Origin of the sequence: Kitasatospora sp. NPDC015120 (genome assembly GCF_043080305.1) — a bacterium.
Classification (GTDB): Bacteria; Actinomycetota; Actinomycetes; order Streptomycetales; family Streptomycetaceae; genus Kitasatospora.
This window is the reverse complement of record NZ_JBIBVJ010000037.1, coordinates 1-19,972: the sequence shown is the minus strand read 5'-3', so window position 1 is coordinate 19,972 and position 19,972 is coordinate 1. Positions and strand designations below refer to the sequence as shown.

20 protein-coding genes are annotated in these 19,972 nt (G+C 73.7%); 11 read left to right on the top strand and 9 right to left on the bottom strand.

The annotated features are described in order from the left end of the window. Nucleotides 1–113 precede the first annotated feature (113 nt). From ACF1AK_RS35760 to ACF1AK_RS35730, 7 genes are all read right to left on the bottom strand, one after another. On the bottom strand, nucleotides 114–554 hold the full coding sequence (locus tag ACF1AK_RS35760) for a hypothetical protein (protein WP_391503018.1): 441 nt from the start codon (nucleotides 552–554) through the stop codon (nucleotides 114–116). A 107-nt stretch (nucleotides 555–661) separates the two neighbouring features. Continuing rightward, nucleotides 662–2,443, bottom strand: coding sequence for a DUF2637 domain-containing protein (locus tag ACF1AK_RS35755; RefSeq protein ID WP_391503017.1), 1,782 nt, complete (start codon nucleotides 2,441–2,443; stop codon nucleotides 662–664). A 93-nt stretch (nucleotides 2,444–2,536) separates the two neighbouring features. Beyond that, on the bottom strand, nucleotides 2,537–2,683 hold the full coding sequence (locus tag ACF1AK_RS35750) for a hypothetical protein (protein WP_391503016.1): 147 nt from the start codon (nucleotides 2,681–2,683) through the stop codon (nucleotides 2,537–2,539). Then, nucleotides 2,677–2,805: a hypothetical protein gene (locus tag ACF1AK_RS35745; protein WP_391503015.1), complete on the bottom strand. Its 129-nt coding sequence runs from the start codon at nucleotides 2,803–2,805 to the stop codon at nucleotides 2,677–2,679. Before ACF1AK_RS35745 ends, ACF1AK_RS35750 begins: the two co-directional genes overlap by 7 nt. Nucleotides 2,806–2,905: 100 nt before the next feature. Next, nucleotides 2,906–3,085, bottom strand: a complete 180-nt coding sequence (locus ACF1AK_RS35740) for a hypothetical protein (protein WP_391503014.1) — start codon at nucleotides 3,083–3,085, stop codon at nucleotides 2,906–2,908. Beyond that, complete coding sequence (locus tag ACF1AK_RS35735; protein WP_391503013.1) at nucleotides 3,082–3,384, bottom strand: HNH endonuclease; 303 nt, start codon at nucleotides 3,382–3,384, stop codon at nucleotides 3,082–3,084. Before ACF1AK_RS35735 ends, ACF1AK_RS35740 begins: the two co-directional genes overlap by 4 nt. After that, the gene (locus ACF1AK_RS35730) at nucleotides 3,381–4,784 is read right to left on the bottom strand and encodes a sigma factor-like helix-turn-helix DNA-binding protein (RefSeq protein ID WP_391503012.1); all 1,404 of its coding nucleotides are present in this window, start codon (nucleotides 4,782–4,784) and stop codon (nucleotides 3,381–3,383) included. The genes ACF1AK_RS35735 and ACF1AK_RS35730 overlap by 4 nt, the downstream gene beginning before the upstream one ends. A gap of 361 nt (nucleotides 4,785–5,145) precedes the next feature. On the opposite strand from ACF1AK_RS35730, the gene ACF1AK_RS35725 reads away from it, so the two are divergent. From ACF1AK_RS35725 to ACF1AK_RS35705, 5 genes are all read left to right on the top strand, one after another. Then, nucleotides 5,146–5,901, top strand: coding sequence for a GntR family transcriptional regulator (locus ACF1AK_RS35725; protein WP_391503011.1), 756 nt, complete (start codon nucleotides 5,146–5,148; stop codon nucleotides 5,899–5,901). A gap of 304 nt (nucleotides 5,902–6,205) precedes the next feature. Continuing rightward, complete coding sequence (locus tag ACF1AK_RS35720; RefSeq protein WP_391503010.1) at nucleotides 6,206–6,490, top strand: hypothetical protein; 285 nt, start codon at nucleotides 6,206–6,208, stop codon at nucleotides 6,488–6,490. Then, nucleotides 6,487–7,563 (top strand): hypothetical protein, encoded by a 1,077-nt coding sequence (locus ACF1AK_RS35715; RefSeq protein WP_391503009.1) that lies wholly within the window; start codon nucleotides 6,487–6,489, stop codon nucleotides 7,561–7,563. The genes ACF1AK_RS35720 and ACF1AK_RS35715 overlap by 4 nt, the downstream gene beginning before the upstream one ends. Further along, a complete protein-coding gene (locus ACF1AK_RS35710; protein ID WP_391503008.1) occupies nucleotides 7,560–8,984 on the top strand; it encodes a replicative DNA helicase in 1,425 nt (474 codons plus the stop codon). The genes ACF1AK_RS35715 and ACF1AK_RS35710 overlap by 4 nt, the downstream gene beginning before the upstream one ends. 215 nt (nucleotides 8,985–9,199) lie before the next feature. After that, on the top strand, nucleotides 9,200–9,556 hold the full coding sequence (locus ACF1AK_RS35705) for a hypothetical protein (protein ID WP_391503007.1): 357 nt from the start codon (nucleotides 9,200–9,202) through the stop codon (nucleotides 9,554–9,556). Nucleotides 9,557–10,421: 865 nt separating this feature from the next. Here the strand turns inward: ACF1AK_RS35705 and ACF1AK_RS35700 are convergent. Continuing rightward, nucleotides 10,422–10,754: a hypothetical protein gene (locus tag ACF1AK_RS35700; protein ID WP_391503006.1), complete on the bottom strand. Its 333-nt coding sequence runs from the start codon at nucleotides 10,752–10,754 to the stop codon at nucleotides 10,422–10,424. 887 nt (nucleotides 10,755–11,641) lie between these two features. Here ACF1AK_RS35700 and ACF1AK_RS35695 point away from each other — a divergent pair. Then, entirely contained in the window at nucleotides 11,642–12,409 is a 768-nt protein-coding gene (locus ACF1AK_RS35695) for a hypothetical protein (protein ID WP_391503005.1), read from the top strand. A gap of 520 nt (nucleotides 12,410–12,929) precedes the next feature. Here the strand turns inward: ACF1AK_RS35695 and ACF1AK_RS35690 are convergent. Then, a complete protein-coding gene (locus tag ACF1AK_RS35690; RefSeq protein ID WP_391503004.1) occupies nucleotides 12,930–13,277 on the bottom strand; it encodes a hypothetical protein in 348 nt (115 codons plus the stop codon). 1,844 nt (nucleotides 13,278–15,121) lie between these two features. Here ACF1AK_RS35690 and ACF1AK_RS35685 point away from each other — a divergent pair. From ACF1AK_RS35685 to ACF1AK_RS35665, 5 genes are all read left to right on the top strand, one after another. Next, the gene (locus ACF1AK_RS35685) at nucleotides 15,122–15,316 is read left to right on the top strand and encodes a hypothetical protein (protein WP_391503003.1); all 195 of its coding nucleotides are present in this window, start codon (nucleotides 15,122–15,124) and stop codon (nucleotides 15,314–15,316) included. A 354-nt stretch (nucleotides 15,317–15,670) separates the two neighbouring features. Beyond that, nucleotides 15,671–16,156: a hypothetical protein gene (locus ACF1AK_RS35680; protein ID WP_391503002.1), complete on the top strand. Its 486-nt coding sequence runs from the start codon at nucleotides 15,671–15,673 to the stop codon at nucleotides 16,154–16,156. A gap of 416 nt (nucleotides 16,157–16,572) precedes the next feature. After that, complete coding sequence (locus tag ACF1AK_RS35675; protein WP_391503001.1) at nucleotides 16,573–16,767, top strand: hypothetical protein; 195 nt, start codon at nucleotides 16,573–16,575, stop codon at nucleotides 16,765–16,767. 293 nt (nucleotides 16,768–17,060) lie between these two features. Next, nucleotides 17,061–17,837 (top strand): ParA family protein, encoded by a 777-nt coding sequence (locus ACF1AK_RS35670; protein WP_391503000.1) that lies wholly within the window; start codon nucleotides 17,061–17,063, stop codon nucleotides 17,835–17,837. After that, nucleotides 17,834–18,283 carry a hypothetical protein gene (locus ACF1AK_RS35665; RefSeq protein WP_391502999.1) on the top strand — a complete coding sequence of 150 codons (450 nt, stop codon included), beginning with the start codon at nucleotides 17,834–17,836 and terminating at the stop codon, nucleotides 18,281–18,283. The genes ACF1AK_RS35670 and ACF1AK_RS35665 overlap by 4 nt, the downstream gene beginning before the upstream one ends. The last annotated feature ends 1,689 nt before the right edge of the window (nucleotides 18,284–19,972 follow it).

The window sequence follows — 19,972 nt, the reverse complement described above, 5'->3', positions numbered from 1 at the left end:
GGCGTCAGAGAATCCTGCCGAATTCCCGGTGCGGCCCCCGGCCGGGCACGCGAAAAGGGGGCCCCGAATTCGTGGGTGAATTCGGGGCCCCTTTTCCTTTTCGGGGGTGCGGCTCAGGCCGCCGGGCGGTACCCGCCGGCGAGCAGCGCGGCGGCCTCGGTGCGGTACGCGCTCGCGGTGCTGGAGGAGACGTCGAAGGCGCTCTGGACGGCCTGGAGAGGGAGGCTGGCGGGGTCGGGCTCGTCGTCGGCGGGGGTGGCGTCGAGGATCATGCGGGCGACCTTGCGGGCGGCGCGTTCGCGGGGCGTGAGCTTGGCGAGGTCCTCGGCTTCACGGGCGCGCAGCTCGGCTTGGGCGGCGCGTTCCCTGGTCTCGGCGGCGGCCAGATCGGCCTGCGGGTTGGCCGGCCCGGGGCTGCCCGGGGTGGCGGCGAGACGGGCGTACAGGCGGGCCACGGCGGCGAGTGCGTCGGCCAGGTCGGTGTGGCCTTCGTCGAGGGCGGCCTCGGCCTGGCGGGCGAGGGTGCGGGCGGTGTCGGTGTGGGTGGCGTCCATGCCAGGCACAACGCGGGCCGCCTGGGCCGGTCACCGAGCCGGGTGGGGTGTCGGACACCGGAAGGGCCCCGGCTCATGGGAACCGGGGCCCTTCGGGCGGGGCGTTGCTAGGCCGCGGGGTGGTAGCCGGCGGCGAGGAGGTCGGCGGCTTCGCGGCGGCGGTCGCTGGCGGTGGTCTGGGAGACGGCCAGGGTGTCCATGATGGTCTGGAGGTCGATCAGTTCCGGGTCGGGGCGGGTGCCGCGCTGCTCGGCCTCGGCGAGGATCATGCGGGCCACCTTGCGGGCGGCGCGTTCGCGGGGCGTGAGGCGGGCGGTGTCCTCCGCGTCGAGGGCACGCAGCTCGGCTTCGGCCGCGAGGGCGCGGGCTACGGCCGCGCGCTTGGCGGCTTCGGCGGCGGCCTCCTCCTCGTCGGCCACCTTGCGGGTGTCGGCGGCGGCGGCGGCCAGGGCCGCGCGCTGGCGGGCCTCGGCCTGGGCCTTGGCCGCGTCCTCTTCGGCGGCGCGGCGCTGTGCGGCGGCGGCGCGGGTGAGCGCTTCGGCCTTGGCCTGCTCGGCTTCGGCTTTGGCCTGCTCGGCTTCGGCCGCACGCTGGCGGGCTTCGGCGGCGGCCGCCGTGTCGAGCGCCCGGGTTTCCGCTGCGGCGGTGCGGGCGGCGGCGGTCGCGGCCGCCTCGGCGGTCGCGGCGGCGGCCTCGGCCTCCGCCTGGGCGGTGGCGGTGGCCGCCTGGGCGCGGGCCTGGGCGGTGCCGGCCGCGGCCGCGGCCTCGGCTTCGGCGGCCTGCACGGTGGTGTCGGCCTGGAGCTGGGCGATGCGGGTGCGGGCGGCCCGCTCGGCGGCGCGGGCCTGGGCCTGGGCCTGGCGCTCGGCGGCACGCTCGGCGGCCTGGGCCTCCCACTCGGCGGCCTGCTCGGCGCGCAGCCGCTCGGCCTCGGCCGCGCGCTGGGGCTCGGCGAGGGCCTGGGCGACGCTGAGGCCGTAGGGGGCCATGGTGAGGGGCAGGCGGGCGTCGGCCGGCGCCAGCTTCCAGTTGCCGTCGTGGGCGCGGGCGAGCATCTCCCGGTAGACGACGAGTTCCTGCTCGATGGCCAGGGCCTCGGTGTAGGAGGGGATCGCCCACAGCCGCATCCGCCGGTAGAGCCGCCAGGACTGCCGGGGGGCGAGCAGCCAGCGGTGGACCGGCACGGAGCCGCCGTGGCCGGTCTCCAGGCGCACCGCCCGGATCACCAGGCGCCGGGCCGCCTCCACCGCGAGCACGAAACCCACAGGAATGACGGCGTGGGCGGCGGCTGCGGTCGGGTGCTCCCACAGCCTCCCGCTACCGCCGGAGGCGGCGTTGAACCAGATCGTGGCCGCCGTCATGCCGTGGGCGGCCAGGCGCAGCAGGGGCCAGGGGGTGCCCTTGCGGATGAGGTGGAGGTCGAGGGCGAGGAGGACGACGATGGCGGCGTCGATGCCGATGGGGAACACGGCGGCGAACCAGTCCAGGCCGACGCTCTCGCCGAGGTCGGCGAGAGCGCGGTAGGAGCCGACGAACCCGACGAGCGCGACGATCACGGCGCCGACGGCGGCCACGGCGGAGACGGCCGTCATGGCCCGCTCGCCGGAGTGGCCCGGCGTGTCCGAAGCGGGGGTCCCCGTCCCCGGAGCAGCGCCCGGCGTGGCCGGAGCGGCGGCCGGGGCCGGGCCGGGGCCGGGTCCGGCGGGGGCGTGCGGGCGGCGGCGGGGGCCGAGCAGGTGGTCCACCGCGGCCACCAACGGGGGCGCGGTCGGCGCGGTGCGGGCCGTGCCCGGAGCGGCCGGGTGCGCGGGCGGAGCGCCGCCCGGCGTTGCCGGAGCGGCGGGCGGCGGGGCCGCAGTGGGGCCGGGTCGCCAGTCGATCGTGGTCATGTGGTTCCTCCGGTTGGTGACGTCACGACGTCGCCGTGTCACGACGTCATGGGACCACAGCGCCGTGACGCCGTGATCATCGGGTTGGTGCGGTCAGGTGGTCAGGGGCGCCGGGGCGGGGGTGGACTGACGGGCCGCCTGCCGGGCGGCCTCGGCGCGGGCGGTGGCCTCGCGGGCCCGCCGCAGGTACTCGTCCATCTGCCGCTGCTCGGCGGCCTGGCGCTCGGCGGGGCTCAGCACGGCCGGCCCCCGGCGGCCTCGACGGCGCGGGCGGCGGCCTCGGCGGCGCGCTGCTGCTCCAGCCGGGCCTGCTGCTGCTCGATCTGGCGCTGCAACTCGGCAGCGGCCTGGTTCGCGTCCATCAGGTCTCCTCTCCTGGCAATGCGGTGTTATGGCAGGTGAGAGCGATGCAGTGACGTCACGACGTCATGAGGTCATGGCGTGGTGGCGGCACACGGGAGGTCAGCGGGTGGCGTCCCGGGCCCGGGTGAGGCGTTCGTCGGCCAGGACGAGCGCGGCGTCCCGCAGAAGGCGGGCGTCCCGGGCCTGGTCGGGGTCGTCGGTGTGGGCGGCGAGGGCGGCCCAGGCCTGGGCCTCGCCGTATGCCCTGGCCGCAGCGGCCAGCCACTGGCCCCGGTTCACCGGCCGTCCCGCGGCTGCTCGGCGCAGGCGGTGAGGCCGGAGCCGAACCGGCCCCGGGCCGGGCGCAGCAGCACGGCCGGCGGCTGGTCGGCCTTGGCCTCGTTGCACGGGGCGCAGGCCAGCACCAGGGCCGCGAGGGCCCAGGTAGGGACGGCGGAGCGGGGGACGAGGTGGTCGAGGGTCGCGCCGTCCAGGCCGGGACCGAACTCGGTGTGGCAGTACCAGCAGGCGGCGCCGTCGCGGTCCGCGAGCGCGGCGCGCAGGCGCCGGCGCTGCTTGGCCGACAGGTCGGCGCTCACGCGGCGAGGGCGGTGGTCAGGGCGGCGACGGCCTCGCGGTAGTGGCGCAACACGAGGCGCTGGGTCAGGCCGAGTCGGGCCTGGGTGTCCTTGATGGTCAGGCCCTCGCGGCGGCGCAGCAGGAACACGGCGGTCTGGTCGTCGGTGAGGACGTCCAGGGCGTTCTCCCAGCCGTCGGGGACGGGCAGGGTGCGGGCGTAGGTGGAGACGGGCCGTACGCCCTCGCCGGTGGCGGCCTGGGCGATCGCGACGGTGAGGCGGTCCAGCGCGGAGCGGTAGCACTTCTTGACGGCGCAGGCGCTGTTGCCCAGGCGCTCGGCGACCTGCGCGACCGTCAGGCCCTCGGCGCGGAGCTGGACGACGGCGCGCTGGCGGTCGGTCAGGACGTCCAGGTCCTCCCAGCCGGCCGGGGGCAGGGCCCGGCGGGTGCCGGGGTCGTCGGCGACCTGGGCGCCGATCTGGCGCAGCGTGGCGCGGTGGAGGGCTGCAGCGGCGCGCTGGCCGTGCCGCTTGGCGCGGGTCTCGGCGATGCCGATGCGGGCGGCGATCGCGCTGTAGGACAGGCCGTCGGCGCGCAGGCGCACGATCGCCCGTTGGTGGTCCGGCAGGGTGTCCACGTGGGCTTCCCAGCCGTCGGGCAGCTCGGCCTTGCGGGCCTGGACGGCCACGCCCTCGGGCACGGCCACCTCGCCGCCGGCCAGGACCGGGCGCAGGGCCTCGACGGCGGTGTCCAGCCAGCGGCGCACCGTCATGTCCGAGACGCCGAGGCGGGAGGCGATGGCGTCCCAGGTCATGCCGTCCTCGAACCGCAGCCGGGCGGCGGCCGCGAGGTTGTCGGGCAGCTGCGCGATGGCGGCCGCCCACGGCTCGGTGAACACGGTGTGCACCACCTGGGCGGGTTCGGCTCCGGCGGCGCGCACCAGGGCGTCATCCTCGGTCGGGGTCTCCGTCGCCCGCAGGGTCTTCCAGTGCTGCACGAGCTGCATGCGGGCCTGGTAGGCGAGCAGCGGGTAGAGGTCCGCAGCGGCCTCGGTCTCGAAGGGGTGCTCACCGGTCGCGGCGGACAGGCGCCGGCCGACCTGGACCCACAGGTCCTGGACCAGGTCCTCGGCCAGCGGCCAGTCCGGGCGGGCGTCCATCCGGCGCACCAGGTAGGACACCAGCCGGCGGTGATGCAGGACGGCGAGCTCCGCCAGGCGCTCGGCCTGGCCGGTGGTCAGCGGGACGTCCACGGCGGCGTTCGCCCGGACGCGGACCGGCTCGATGTAGCCGCCGGTCAGCATCCGCTCCGGCACACCCGCCGGCGCCTTGTCCTGGGGGCACAGCCGGGCGCCCTGCCCCGCCGTACCGATGACCGGGTCGACCTGTGTCTGAGCAGCACGTTCTGCGACGATCGACATGTTGCGTTCCTTTGGTAGAGGCGGCGCGACACGCCCGACCGGGGCTCCAACCCCAAGCCGGGCAACGGTGGGGGGCTCCAACCCCCATCACCAGGCCGTCTCGGAGCTCCAACTCCGAGACGGCCGCCGTACAGCGATGTGGGCCTGCGCTCCAACACAGACCAACCCAGGCGTTCCAACGCCTGGAGCCGGAACAACCCCAGCTCCAACCGGGACCGCCCTGACCACCACACGACTGAAGGTAGGGTCACGCGAGGCAAGTGTCAAGATGGTTGCAAACCTTCTTGACTAGTGTCAGGGTAGGAAGCCAGTCGCTTGACACGACTAGCCTGGACATCAGGACACAAGGGAGGAGACGACCGTGAACGCAAACCTGATCGTGGCTGAGATCCGGAAGGGCATCGCCACAGGTCGGTACCGCTACGGCACTCGGCTGCCCAGCGTTCGAGACCTGGCCGAGCAGTACGGGGTGAGCCAGCAGACCGCGGCCGCCGCATACGCCGTGCTCTCAGCCTTGGGTCTGGCCCGCACCGAACGCGGCAGCGGCACGACCGTGGCGGCCGGGCCGGCCGCCGACGCGCACCTCGGCACATTCACACCGCCGGACCTCTCGGCGGCAGTGGCGTGGAAGCCCGCCCAGGCCGGGGCCGAGGCAACCGAGGAGACGACTCTGGTCCGCCAGCTCGCCGCATCGGACGAGATGGCGGCCTGGGGAATCACGCCGGGAACCAACGTGGTGGAGCGCACCAGGGTCAGGTCCGTCGGCGGGGTGCCCGTCCAGCACAAGGTGACCGTGCTGCCCTACGAGATCGCGTCCAAGGTCCCCCACGGCTTCGAGGGCGTGCCGCCGATGCTGGCCCCTGTCGGCGCCCCGCCGATGAAGCCGCCCCACGGCGTGCGCGTCGCCGACTGGCTCGGCTGGGACGTGGACAGAACCGAGTGCGCGATCACCGCCGAACCGATGTCGCTGGACGCCTGCAATTCCCTCCGGATGCCGGAGGGATCTCCCGGGTTCCGGATCGTCAACGTCACTCGAAACTCGGATGGCGCCACGGTATACGTCACCGTAACCACCACTCCGCTACATCACCGGGTCACGATGGAAATCGTTGGGTAGCAAATCCGATATCGCAGCGAACTCCGAAGTTTGCCGAAAAGCTAATTAAGGAGAAGCGCATTCGCTGCGTTCGGAAAAGCGAGGAAACTCGTCCAAGAGACGAATAGAACGCTGCACAACACAACAGGCCCCGCCAACCGGCGGGGCCTGCGGGTCCTCCGGGGGCGCAACCCCGGCGGAGAAGCACTCTCTAGCGGCTAGCAAGGAGGCGCTCACCTTGAGCGTACGCAACACCCCGGACAACACGCCACAGGCTGTGGCGGCAACCACCCCGGATGTCCGAAACGCGGCGGGATCCGCCTGCGTGACCTGCGGGCACCCGGCGGGCCAGCACGACGGCGGCGCCTGCGGCGGACCGGCCGGGTGGGCCGCCTGGCTCCGTCCGACGTGCAGCTGCACGAGCTACTCGTTCCCGGTCGGCACCTGGGCGTGGCCGGCCGACGGGCACGCCGCTTGCACCGGATGCGGCCACCCGCACAGCGCCCATCCCGGCGGCGAGCACTGCCTCGTCGCTGCGGCCGACGAGTGGGACGACTGCCGCTGCGCCGGCTACCGGGCCGCCGTGGTGTCGCAGGGCGGTATCCGGTGATCCAGCACATGAACATGGTCTTCGCGGCTGACGGCCTGTCGACGGGGGAGGGCGCGTTCCTGCTCGCGTGCTGCAACCACACCGACGACCGCGGCTACGTGATCGCCTCCATGCGCCAGCTGGCGGACGAGGCGCACATGAAGATGACGGCCGCGAGGGACAACAAGCAGCGGCTGATCAAGCGCGGGCTGCTCGCGGCCGGCGAGCGGTACAGCCCGCGGAACGGCGCCCGGATCGCCGACCTGTACCGGGTGAACCTCACGCTGCTCGCCAGCATGGCGCGCGCCCCCAGGGACTACGGGCCGTCCCTCGTGGAGGAGCTGAGCTTCGCCGAGCCGCACGAAACGCCCAGCTCAGACCCCCCATCGGATTCCGTGGGGGGGTCGGGGCCCGCCGCCGCAGACCCCCCCTCGGATTCCGTGGGGGCCCCCTCGGATTCCGTGGGGGCCCCCACGGAATCCGAGGGGACACCCCCCACGGAATCCGACCCCCTTCTCCTTCCCTCTTCTGTTCCCTCTCCTCTCCCCGCACGCGCGGGCACCCGTACCACTGCCGCCACTCAGGCCCCGGACGAGAGAGAGAGTCAGGCTGCGCCCCAGAAGCGGGGTGGTCGGAAGGGTGGCCACCTCCGGGCTGCGGCCCTGGAGCAGCCGCAGGAGCCGGCTGTGGACCCGGCTGTGCTGGCCGAGGCGGAGTCGGTGGTCGACGTCTACGCCCAGGCGTCGGGTCGGCCGATGGTGAACGGCACCCGGACCGCGCTGCTGACGCAGGTGACGGAGCACCTGGCGGCCGGGTACCCGGCGGAATGGCTGGCGGACCGGGCCCGGGAGATGGCGGTTGAGGGCTGGCTGGACCTGGCCAAGCACGCGCTGAAGTCGAAGGTGCCGCTGCCGGGCCAGCGTCCGGAGCAGGCCCCGGCGCCGGCGCGGCCGGTGCGGGAGCTGTGTGACGAGTGCCGGGACGAAGACGGGCTGGTGTACACGCGGGACCCGCTGACCGGGGTGGAGCGGCCGCTGCGCTGCTCGCACGGCCGGGCCCGGGCGGTTGCGGCCGGACAGGAGGCGGGGGCGTGAGCGACAACCGGTTCGACGAGTACCTCCAGGAGGGCGAGCACGAGCCCGCCAAGGCCGCCGAGGCCGAGCTGCTGGGCACGGTGCTGATGCAGGACGGCGGCTGGGACGTGGCCGGGGAGGTCTCCCAGATCGTCACCACGGCCGACTTCTACCTGCCCGCGCACGGGCTGGTGTGGGACGCGGCGATGGCCGTCTACGCCCGGGGCCGGGTCCCGAACCCGGTCGCGGTGACGGCGGAGCTCACCGCCGGCGGCGACCTGCACCGCGTCGGCGGGCCCGGCTTCCTCCACGCCCTCGCCTCCAAGGCGACGGTGGCGGCCGCCGTCGGCACGACCGCCGAGGCGGTGCGCGGCTACGCCGTCAAGCGCCGCTGGCTGGAGGCGGCGATCCGGGCGGTGCACGGCGCCCGCAACTGCGACCCGCTCAACCCCGCGGAGGCGATGACCGCCCACCTGACCGAGCTGGAGGCCCTTCTCGGCCAGGGCCGGGAGCGGCAGGAGGACTACGAGCGGTTCGGCGACTACCTGCCCGACCACCTCGACGCCCTCCAGGACGCCCCGTCGGAACCGGACGCGGTGACCGGCTTCGCCGACCTGGACGCGCTGATGAAGCTGGTCGGCGGGCAGATGGTGATCGTGGCCGGGCGCCCGGGCATGGGCAAGAGCGCGTTCGCGCTCGGCGCGGCGGTGGCGAACGCCGGCGCCGGGAACCCGACCGTCATCTTCTCCCTGGAGATGGACCGCCCGGAGATCGCCAACCGGATCATCGCCTCCCGCTCGCGGGTGGCGTTCGACCACCTCAAGCGCGGCGGGGACCGGATCACCGACGGAGACTGGACCCGGATCGCCCGGCAGGTGCCCAACTTGTCCGAGCTGCCGTTGTGGATGGACTACAGCGTCGCCACCCCGGCCCGGGTCCGGGCCCGGATCAAGGGCCTGACCAAGCAGTACGGCAAGCCGCCGCTGTGCATCGTCGACCACATCGGCCTGATGCGCGCGGACGCCGGGATGCCCCAGAAGACCCTCTACGAGCGGCTGACCAGTATCAGCAACGAGCTGAAGCGCATCGCCCGGGAGACCGGCGCGGTCATCGTCGCCCTGTCCCAGCTCAACCGGGAGAACCTCAAGCGCGAGAGCAAGACGCCCGACCTCGGCGACCTGCGCAACTCCGGCGCCCTGGAGGAGGACGCCGACGCCGTGATCCTCATGCACCGCCCCGACTACTACGACGAGGCGGACCCCGAGGCCGGATCGGCGCAGCTCATCGTGGCCAAGCACCGCAACGGCGCCAAGGCCACGATCACGGTCGCCGCCCAGTTCCACTACTCCCGGCTGGTCGACATGGCCCGGGAGGACGAGGTCGGCCAGCGGGTCGACGACGCCTGGTCCCCCGGCGCCTACGCCTCGGACCTGAACCTCTGACACCCCGTAGAGCCCCGCAGGGGGGTCTCTGGCGGCCGGTCAGCGGCACCCGGCCCTCCGGTCGGGCGGTACGCTGAGCGCCCGTCAGAGACCCCCCTGCGGGCTTTTGGCGCGGACCCGAGAGGAATCCCATGACACTTCCCATGGCGGTGTGCGGCACGGCCCACCCCGACGACACGCTGTGCATGCTCTGCGTAGCTCACCAGGACGCGGACGTGGACCAGATGCTGACCCTTGCGATCGAGCGTCTGCGACAGGGGTGGGAGCTGATCCTGCGCTCGATCGAGACGGGCCCTGCCACTGGCGATCAGGTGGTGACGGACATGCGGTACGCCCCGCCGGTCTTCACCGTGGCAGGAGACGACGACCCGCAGGTTCAGGGCGGCGTACGGGTGGAAGCGGCTGCCCACGCCGTCCACGCGGCCATTCAGATGGTCGAGAGCGCCCTCGACGTCCCGAAGTCGGCAAGGGCCCACCCCGCGCTCGCGGTGGCGTTGCGCTCACTGGGCAGTGCCACGACGTGCGTTTCGGGCATCATCCTGGCCGAGCACCGCCGGACCACGCGTTATTGATCCCGCCCCGGGCGGCCGGCGGAGCGGCCGCGGCTGCGCCGGATCACCGTCTCGTCGTCGGGTCGGACCGTGGTGGCCGACAGGACGGCCGGTGACCGTGGGTGATGTTCATCTTCATAATCACAACCGCCGGGCTTGCGGATCCGGGGGTCCCAACCCGCGCGCGTGTCGTGCGCGCGCGAGGTTATGAATTTGGTGACGCTCTGTCAACCCCTGCGCCCGCCGGAGCGGCGGCAGAATAACCGCCGTCACGGCGTCACGCAGTCGTGACGTCATGACGTCACATGGCTGCTGATCGTTTCGGCGGCAAGGTGCTCTCGGGACAGAGGGGCGCACCCTGGGGGTGCGCCCCATCGCTGGTAGGTCAGGCGCCGGCGGCGCTTGGGGAGGTTGGGCCGTCAGGGCGTGGAGTCCGGGGGGCTGGAGGCCTGCCTGTGCCGGGTCCGCTCTCGGTGGTTCGCCTGCCGGCAGGCGTTGGAGCAGAAGCGGCGGGGCCGGCCCCCGGTACGGCCTGGCGGAGGGAAGGTGGCGAGCCCGCACCACGCGCAGGGGCGCCGTACGTCCTGTTCCTCCTTGTGTGCGGCCGCCTCTACGGCGTGCCTCACGCGGGGCGGCAGGCCATCGGCCAGCTCCGCGAGAACGGGCCGGGCCCATGAGCCCTGGCTGAGGGGCTGGTCGATCCCCGTAGCCGAGACCAGGTGGGACCGCCGCATGCCGGTCTGCCTGCTGATCTCGGCGTCGGGAAGGTCCAGAACGGCGAGCAGGTGGATGATCGTTTCAATCTGACCCCACCCTCCCGCACCGAGGGTCAGGGCGTTGGTGGTCGCGGTCCGCCCGGTGGGGTCGCGGGGAACCCGTCGGCGCGTCACTGGGGGCCGCCGGCGGGACTGGCGGCGGCCTCGATCGCGACGGTCTGGCCGGGGATGACCGCGGGCGCGGGGGCGGGGGTGTTCACCGGCTGGCCGGGCTGGAGGTTGCGGAGCGGGGCGACGAGTTCGCGCACCCCCTGGTAGCGGGGGGTGAACCTCTCCAGCGCGGCGATCAGCCAGACGAACCGCTGGACCATCTCGGGCATGTCCTCGGTCCGGGTCCGGGCGACGCACACCCGCACGATGAAGGCGATGAGCAGCGCCAGCAGGGCGATGGACCCCAGGACGAGCGCGACCATCAGGGCCGCGAGGATGAGGGCGGTGTCCACGTTCTACCTCCGGATACGACGAGAGGCCCCCGCCGTCGGCGGAGGCCTCGATGTGTACTGATGCGTTCGAAAAAGCGAAAAGCCCCGCCGCTCGGCGAGGCTCAGTGTGACTCAGGACGCAGATGTCCCGTCAACCGATATGGTCCTACGACGCCCGGCGCCCCGTCAAATAGCCTCCTGAGCTGCAGTTTTGGCTTTAGATACCGAGAACCGCGGTTTCGTAACACCGCCCATGAATATCCCTTTTGTAGGGTTCAGGCCGTCTGTGTCCAGGCGGGATGCCGCTGCGGTGTTACGACACTGCGGATCCGGGGGCCAACACGCGCGCACGACGTGCGCGCGCGAGGCCATGAAGGTTCTGGACGTCCTGGTGCTCGCCGTTGGCGCAGGCCTCGGCCGTCCGGGGGCGGCGGGCGGTTCGGCGTGCACGCGAGATCGGGAACGCCAGCGGGCCGCGCGGCGGGCACGGCAGCCGGGACAACCCGCCGGTTGTCCCGGCTGCCGGACGGGTTGTCCCCGGCCCGGCCGCCGACCCGCGGGCGGTTCCTCGACGGCCTGGTGCCCGCCGTCGCCACCCGGCCCCGGCCTCCCGGAGCCGGCGGGCGCAGGCCGGCCCCGGAGCCTCGGTACACACTCTCGGTCACACTCACCCCACACTCACCCAGCCCGGGAACGTCTACCCCTCACGGGCATGACCAGGTGTGATGGAATGTTTCTTGGGCTGGGTGAGTGTGGGGTGAGTGTCACTGCCCGTGACCGACGGCCTGGGCATGCGCCGGTCGGACCGTCCGGCGGGCGCGGCGCGCGCAGTCACCTGGGTGACCGCGGGCCGGGCCAGCTCGTTGTCGGGAGCGGACCGCTTGCCGCCACCGTGCCGGAGGACCCTGATGCCCGATCGGCTGCCGCCCGCCGCCGAGGCCGACGACGTCCAGGCCGCCCGCCTGCTCGCCGAGCAGGCGCTGAACGCACTGGAGAGCGGGCAGCGCGCCCTCGCCCGCGCGCTCGGCGCCCTCGCCCTGCTGCACGCCCGCCTGGCGGCCGACCCGGCCGACGACGCGGAACCGCGTTGGGTCCCGGCCCAGGTCACCCCACACAGCCGGGAGCCCACCGCGGAGGACAAGATCCTGCTGACGCTGGCCGAGGCGCCGGACGCCGGCTTCCGGCACATCGACCAGATCACCGAGGCGACCGGGACGTCCCGCAAGACGGTCGAGAACGCGCTCACCCGCCTGGTCAAGGCGGGCCGGGTCCTCCGCAACCCGGCCACGCCCGGGGAGTACAGCGTCCCGTCGGCCGGGCCGGCGGGCCGTGCGGTGGACCCGCCCGGGATCGGGGCGTCACGACGTCACGACGTCATGACGTCGTTCGTCCGACGCCGCCGGGCGCGGCGACCAGGACAACCGGCGGGGTTGTCCCGGTCGCCGGGCGGGTTGTCCCCGGCCGCGCCCTCCCGTTCCCGGGCGGGCTGTCGGTGCCGGGTCGGTGTCCGGCCCGGGCTGTCGTACGTGGGTCCTGACACAGGTCCTGACGTAGCTCCTCGCCCAGGTCCTGACGCGGCTCCTGACGCGGGCCTCCCCCCGCTGGCGCCCCTACCGCGTTTCCGCAGGTCAGATGCCGTTCACCAAGGGTCGGGATTTCCGACGTCCCTCTCCTGAGCCCTCTTTGCCTGGTGGTGGGTGGGTTGGTGGGCGGTCGTCGCGGGCCCGGGCGCCTGGGGCGGGCTGGCTCCGGAGGCGGCGTCCGGCGGTGCCGGCCGCGCCGTGGCGACACGTGTGCGGTGAGCCGCTTGCCGGCAGGCGTTCGAGCAGAAGCGCCGCGGCCGACCACCGCGCCGGCTCTGCAGAGGCACCTTCGGCTGCTGACACCGCTCGCAGGGGCGGAACAACGTCTGCTCGACCATCTGCACGGCTAACTTCAGATCGGGTGGGAGGCCGTCGGCCAGCTCCATGAACACAGGCCGTTCTGACTCCCACCACTCCCAGACTATGTCGGACCACTCATGGCGTAGGGCAGACCAGGACTTGCCGACCTGCCGCCTGACCTCGGCATCCGAGAGGTCCCTGGTGGCGACGAGGGAGATGAGGACACCGATGACTCTCTTCTCCCCTGGGCTGATGACGAGCGCGTTGGTGGTGGCGGTGCGGGCGGTGGGGTCGCTGGGGACCGAACGGCGCGTCACTGGGTGGCGCCGGTGGGTGCCGTGGAGTGTGAGGGCTCGACGATCTGGCCGGGGATGACCGGGGCGGTTTGTGGGCCGGGCATCGGTGCGGTGGCGCTGTTCTGCTGGCCGGGCCGAAGGCCGCGCAGCGGCGCGGCGAGCTCGCGCACCCCCTGGTGGCGGGGCGTGAACCGTTCCACCGCGCCGATCAGTACGGTGAACCGCCCGACCATGTCGGGCATGTCCTGGGCCCGCGTCCGGGCCACGCACACCCGCACGATGTACGCGATCAGGACCGCCAGCAGGGCGATCGAGCCCAGAACAAGCACCACCAGCAGGCGTGCGATGACGACGGCAGCATCCAAGGTTTCCCCTCCGGAGACGACGAAAGGCCCCCGCGCCGGCGGAGGCCTTGAGTGTGTTGCTGTGGGCTGGAACGCAAAAAGCCCCGCACGTGGCAGGGCTTCAGGGAGGGCACAAATGTCCCGTCCGCAACCATTGGACCAGGAACCGGACGCAGAGTCAAAAACAGGCCCTGACCTGCGGTGGAACAAGCCGTAAAAACGCAAGTCGGATTTCGTAACACGCGGCCCGGCGCCTGCGGCGGGCTGGGTTTGGTGGCGGCCTCTGGCGGTGCCGGCCGCGCCGGGCCGGGGCCGACCGGCCGCCGTCGGGCCCGCCCCGGGTCGGGTGGCGAGGAGCACGAGCCCGACGTCCTGGTCGACGTCGTCGCCCGCCCGGTCGGACCGAAGCCCCCTCCGCAGGGTCGGGCCCGGTGCGACGGCCGGTGACTCTTCGCGCTCACGAAACCGCCGCGCGGCGTGGTTTCCCGCTCCCGAGGTGCGCGCACACGTGCGCGCACGCGAGGAGGCGCACCCTGCGTAGCCGCGGCCCCGGGTCAGCCTCCCGGCCCTGGGGCCAGCGGTTGCTCCGGGGGTTGCCCCGGGCGTTGCTCCGGAGGTGGTCCCGGGGGTTGCGCCGGGCGTTGCCTCGGAGGTTGCGCCGGGACAGTGCCGGTTGTCCCGCATCCGCGCTGCTCAGCGCGCGGGACAACCCGCCGTCAGGATGCCGACTACTTCTCCACGGACCGGTGCGGGTCCTGGTGATGTGCACCCCGGGTGTCCCGTACGGCCCGTGGAGATCAGCCGCGCGGCGGCGCGGGCCGGGCGCGGGCCGCCGCGGGCCCGGCCGGAGCGGCGCGGCCCTCGGCGGCCGCCGCCAGGAGGAGGAGCCCGCAGTCCTGGGGGGACGTCCGGCCCGTCGGCCGGGCATCGTCGCCCGGTGACGCTACGCGCTCACCGAATCCCCCGGACCGGCCCTCGCGGGCACGTAACGTGCGCGCACGGTGCGCGCACGCGAGAGACCCCCGATTCGGTGACGCCCGGTCACCGGGCCGGGGCGGTGACCGGCGGCGAGGGCGACGCCGGCGGACCGGCGAGCGGGCCGTTCCCGATCGGCCGCGGATCGGCTTCCCAACGGCCGGCGATCGGCCGCGGATCGGATTCCGATCGGCCCGCCATCGGCTGGCCCGCCGATCGCCCACCGATCCGCAGCCGATCGGGAAACCGATCCCGACCTGCGAAAACCAATCCAGCCGATCAGATCCGCCGACCCCCTCCCCAGCCCCGGAACGCGCACCGAAACAGACCGGCACGCCGCAGGCGCGAACCGCGAACGACCAACAGATCAACTGCCCAAAGACCGGAGAAGGAGAGGTTGTCGGAATTTCCGGGCGGCCCCGCACGGTGTCTGAGCTGCTGTGATGCCGTGGCGGGCCGAATCTGCGGGTGCCCACAAGGCACCTCACAAGGTGCGGGCCCCGGCCCCGGCGGCACCGCCACCGCCGCCCGGTGGCCTGGCGGATTTTCCATGGAAAATCCCGGCGACGCCCTGCTGGCCGCCCCGCCGGGGCGCTGTGGATCCCGCAGCGCCCTGCGGGCCCGTCCGGCGAAGCCGCCCGGTGGACCACCGCCCGCCCGGCCCGTGTTCCCCGAGGCGCGGCGTCGTTGGACCGGGCCCCCTCGTGGCGGCGTTCCGGCGTCATGACGTCACGACACCACCCGCCCGCGCCATCCCCGCCCGTACGGGCCTCTGAACGCCTCTCAGGCGGCCTCCCGCGCCGTCCCCGGGCCCTCGGTCCATCCCGCCCCGGAACGGCCGCCAGCGCAGCCCTGGAGCCGTCCTCCGCCCGGTGGTGGATCATGGGCCGGTGACCACGCCCCCCGCCGACCGCCGGCCGCTGTACCGCCGCCCCGACATCACCGACCCCGACCCCGCGCCCGCCCGCCCCGGGCTGCGCCGCCTGGCCGCCGAACTCATCGAGGCCGGCCCCGGCGCCGACGCGCCCCCGGCCCCGCCCGCCACCCCCGGCCGCCGACTCCTGGCGGACCCCGGCGGCCGATAGGCCGCCACCGACACCCCGGGGTTTCGCCCCGGGGCGAAACCCGCCAGGCGGAGGCCGCCGGGCCCGGCCCGGGTTGTGCCCCGAGGCGAAACGGCCCGCCCGCCGATCCGTCGCTGATCTGTTTTTGATCTGTAGCTGATCCGTGGAGCGGGCCGGCTGATCCGTCACCGCCACAGATCAGGGACAGATCAGAAACGGATCAGACACAGATCACGCACCGCGCTGACCTGCGGATACAGATCAAACAGATCAGATCCGCCCACCCCCCTCCCCGGACGGCTTTGAGGCCCTGGGAGGCAGGCCGGAGTCTGTCGCGGCCGTGACCGGCCGACGCCGGGCCGCGTTGGGCCGCACGTGACGCAGACCCACGCCGACCGGGCCCGCGACCTCGCCCGCCGGGCACGGGCCGCGCTCGACCACGGCCGCCGCGAGAGCGCCGTCGCCCTCGCCGACGTCGCGGCCGTCTACGCCCTGCTCGCCGACACCACCGCCGACGGCGCCCGCCCGGCCGCCCGGACACCCGCACCCCGCCCCGCCCCGGACACCCCGGACGCCGACGACCAGGCGCCCGCCCTCCTCGTGCGCGCCCACCACGCCGTGCAGGCCGCCGGCGGACGGATGCTTGCCGCCGACCTCGCCGCCGCCCTCGGAACCGACAGCCGACGCCTGGGCATCGACCTCGGCACCCTGCTGCGCGCCGTCGGCGTCGACCGGCCCGGCCAAGGAACCATGCGCTTCGGCCCCGGCCCGGCCCGGGCCGGCTACCTCGCCGAGACCCTCGCCGACGCCCTCGACCGCCACCGGGCCCAACCCACCCCGACACCCCCGACACGGCCCTGAACCGACCGGACCCGCCCCGCCGCCCCGGTGGCCGGGACCGCGCGCGGCTGTCCCACGCGTGGGACAGCCGCGGCTTCTACCCAGCGGTCCAGGCGGCGCGCCCGCGGGCAATGGGGTGCGGGCGCACCGCCCACCCGATCCTCCCAGGCCCCCCAGACGCCCCCGCACCCGGCCGCCGTACCTGCCCGGCGTCACGACTCCATGACGCCACGACGCCACTCCGGCATGCGCCCCGATTCCGTGCCACATGTGACACACAACGGCCGCCGCCCCGACCCGCTGCGCCCCGGCCGGATGCGAATACCGGATGCGAATTCCTGCGAAATTCGCATCCGGCCGGCTCCTGTCCCCGGCCACCCAGAGATCGGACTGGAAGGGGTGAGAGGGCCGTGTGTGCCCTCCGGCTGGAGGTTGTGATGGCGGAGATGAAGCTCTACGGCGGCCCGCTCGCCGGCAAGGAACTGGTGGGCCCCCCGCCCCCGCTCGGCGCGCTGCCGCTGATCACCGGCCCCGGCACCCGCATGCTCTACCGGGTGCTCGGCCAGGACGAGGCCGGCGTCTGGGTCGCCGAGTTCGTCCGGATGCTGCCCAGCGGCCCCACCAAGGCCTGACCCACCAAGGTTGGTGGACGGGCCATCAAGGCGGTCACCAACGTTGGTGGCCGCCCCCGGGGCGGCCACCAAGGTGACGCTGGTCCCGCCCGGCGGCCCGGCTGTCGCGCTGTCGCACCGGTGGCGGCTGTGATCAGGGGGCGGGGGCGGGATGGCTGCCGGGCGCGACAGCGCGACAGCCACCCCGGCCAGTGCTCAGCATGACGGGAGGGCGGCGTCGCCGGGCCGGGAACGGTCCGCCGTGGTGGTGTCGTGGCGTCACCGCACCACGGCGCCACGCCTAGGGTGACCGCATGGACATTTTCGCCATCGCCAACCAGAAGGGCGGCGTCGGGAAGACCGCGACGACCGTCAACCTCGGAGCGGCCCTCGCCGAAGAGGGCCGCCGCGTCCTGCTGGTCGACTTCGACCCCCAGGGCCACCTCTCCGAGGCCCTCGGCATCCCCGAGACCCCCGACGACCGCACCCTGTGCGGCTGGCTCCTGGGCGAGTGGACCGGCGACCCCCGCGAGATGGTCGCCCACCACCGCGACCGCCTCGACGTCCTGCCCACCCACCTCGACATGGCCCTGCTGGAGCGCGGCCTCTACATGAAGAACAACCGCGAACGCCGCCTGTCCAAGGTGCTGGAGCAGCTGGAGGACGACTACGACGTCGCCCTCCTCGACTGCGCCCCCTCCCTCGGCGTCATCACCGACTGCGCCCTCATGGCCGCCCGCCGCCGCCCCGGCCGCCGCGGCGGCGTCGTCGTCCCCGTCGAAGCCGAGGACTCCAGCATCCGCGCGCTGCGCCTGCTGCTGCGCCAGATCGCCGTCCTGTCGAACGAGATGGACATCGACCTCGACATCCTCGGCCTGGTCCCCTCCCGCTACGACCTGCGCGACGGCCGGATCGTCACCAGCACCCTCCAGGCGTTCCGCGACCTGGGCACCCCGCCCGTGCTCGCCGAGATCCGCAAGCGCACCCCCGTGCGCGAGGCCTGGCGCGCCCGCGTCTCCGTCCTGGAGCACGCGCCCACCTCCGACGTCGCCGGCTGGTACCGCGACCTCGCGAAGGCGGTCTACGCGTGAGCGCCGCCCGCACCCCGCTCCCCGGCCCCGACATGGGCGGACTCCAAGACGACTGGAACCGCCTCGCCAACGCCCGCAAGAAGGCCGAGACCACCACGCCCGCCCCGGCAGAGCCCCAGGCCAGCGAACCGGCCGCAGGCGACCACGACGCCGTGACGCCACGGCCCCACGACGCCACCCCCGAAACGACCTCCGCCTCCGCCCCGACCGCCCGCTCCAGGCGCTCGCGCGGCGGCCGCCGGCCCGCCCCCGCCGCGGCCGACGCCGTCGCCCTCACCGTCCGCGTCGACCCCGACGAAGCCACCGAGATCGACCTCTGGCTGCTCGGCCTGCGCGACGACGCCCGCCGCACCCGCCTCGACAAATCCGAGGCCCTGCGCGAACTGCTGCGCCTGGCCCGCGAGGACGACCGGACCCGCCGCGCTCTCCTCAAGCGCCTCACCTGAAGCCCGCCGGCGGGCGGTGTCGCCCACCGCCCGCCACCCCACCCCGAATTCCCCTAGAATCCGTCCGCCTCGCGCCGCCGAACTCCGCCTCCGGCGACACCGTCCTGCGCCGACTGGTTCCGCCCCAGGCCGTCCGCAGGGACGCCAGCAGCGGCCCGGAGCCTGCGCCCGCCCCATCGAGCCCAGCAGGTTCGCCGCGGGTCCCCCGACGGCTTGCCCAGCGGTCCACCGCAGGTCTGACCCCCTCCCCGCCGCTGCCCGGACAGCGCCCCGCCCCGGCCACATCCCCCGCGGAACAGCCGAGCACCGACCGAACGCCCCGCGCGCAGCACCGGGGCCGACGACCAACGCAACCCACCGGACGGCCGCCCCGAACACCGCTGCACATGACCAACCCAGAATTTTCGTTTTCTGACTTCCTTTCTGGTTGCGCATCCAGTTTCGTAACTGGTTCCCTTTCTGGTTTCGACTAGAGAGCCAGACAAAATCAAACTGGGAGAAAACCCGCAGACCAGACCCGGTTAGATCGCCGCTCCCGTGCCGACTTACTACTGCGCGCCCCCGCCCTTATCAACAGAATGGGGAAGGGTGCATACATCGGACGCGAGACGCTACGCTGCGCTTTTCATCCTGCCCCTACCGGGCCGGGGGCCGACCGGGCCACGGCCATGAGGGCGAGGCGAGGGCGGGGAGGAGAGCGGGCCGGCCCGCTCCCCCTCCCCGCCTGGCCGGACCGGGCCCGGGCCTGCCTCCAAGGTCCTGACGTGACTCCTGACGCCGACACCCCCGCCCCCAGCGATGACAGGCATCTCCGCAGGTCAATAGACCTTTCAAGGTGCCCGGAAATTCTGACAACCCTTTCTCCGCGCCCCTTCTCCTCTCTGTGGTGGTGGGGGGTGGCCGGTTGCGTCGTGCGGGCCGGGCAGGCCTGCGGCGCCCGGTCGTCGGCGGCCTGGCGGCCGGGGCCCTGGCGGGCCGGGCGGGGCCCGCCCGGCCCGCCCGTTTGGGTGCGCGTTCGGGTAAGGGCTCGGCCGGGCCTACGGCTACGCGTACGGCTACGCGTACAGCGGTCAGCCGGTTCCGGCCGGTCCGGGCATCGCTCCTGGTCAGAGCGCTGCCCGGCGATTCTCACCGGCCCGACATACCTCCTGGGCCTGGCCTGTGAAAGGGGAGTGGCTGGGCTGGTCGGTCTCGGACGGGTCGCTGCGCTGTGCCTCTTCCATCGCGTCCGGCTGGTGCCGGCCGCCGTCGTAGTGGCGGGCGCTACGGCGCCGCTACAGACGCTCTACAGCGCCCGAGGCCCGGCCACACCGTAGAGCGGCCGTAGAGGCGCTGTAGCGCCCGAGCAGCGCTCCTACCAGGGACGTAGAGCGGTAGAGCCCGTAGAGCGGGAGAGGCCCTGACCCCTTCCCGCGAGCCGAAACCGCTCCCGGAGGCACCCGCGGCTACAACCCCAGGTCTCCGCCACCGGCGATGTCCCCTGACCTGCGACGGTGAGTTTTCCGGCCCACCGGTGAGTTTGACGCCCGTCAAACTCACCGGTGCCGTGCCTAGGCACCTGGACGCCCGCGGCGTCTCCTCAGCACGACCAGCGCCCGAATTTCAGTCGGAATCTTGACCCCTTTCCAATATGACCACCTGGTCCTAGGCTGGGGCCGCACAGGTAATTCGGCAGGATTCTCTGACGCT

Coding starts and splice junctions, on each gene's coding strand:
- ACF1AK_RS35760 (WP_391503018.1), bottom strand. CDS start 554: ATGGACGCCACCCACACCGACACCGCCCGCACCCTCGCCCGCCAGGCC.
- ACF1AK_RS35755 (WP_391503017.1), bottom strand. CDS start 2,443: ATGACCACGATCGACTGGCGACCCGGCCCCACTGCGGCCCCGCCGCCC.
- ACF1AK_RS35745 (WP_391503015.1), bottom strand. CDS start 2,805: ATGGACGCGAACCAGGCCGCTGCCGAGTTGCAGCGCCAGATCGAGCAG.
- ACF1AK_RS35730 (WP_391503012.1), bottom strand. CDS start 4,784: ATGTCGATCGTCGCAGAACGTGCTGCTCAGACACAGGTCGACCCGGTC.
- ACF1AK_RS35695 (WP_391503005.1), top strand. CDS start 11,642: ATGCCCGATCGGCTGCCGCCCGCCGCCGAGGCCGACGACGTCCAGGCC.
- ACF1AK_RS35675 (WP_391503001.1), top strand. CDS start 16,573: ATGGCGGAGATGAAGCTCTACGGCGGCCCGCTCGCCGGCAAGGAACTG.
- ACF1AK_RS35670 (WP_391503000.1), top strand. CDS start 17,061: ATGGACATTTTCGCCATCGCCAACCAGAAGGGCGGCGTCGGGAAGACC.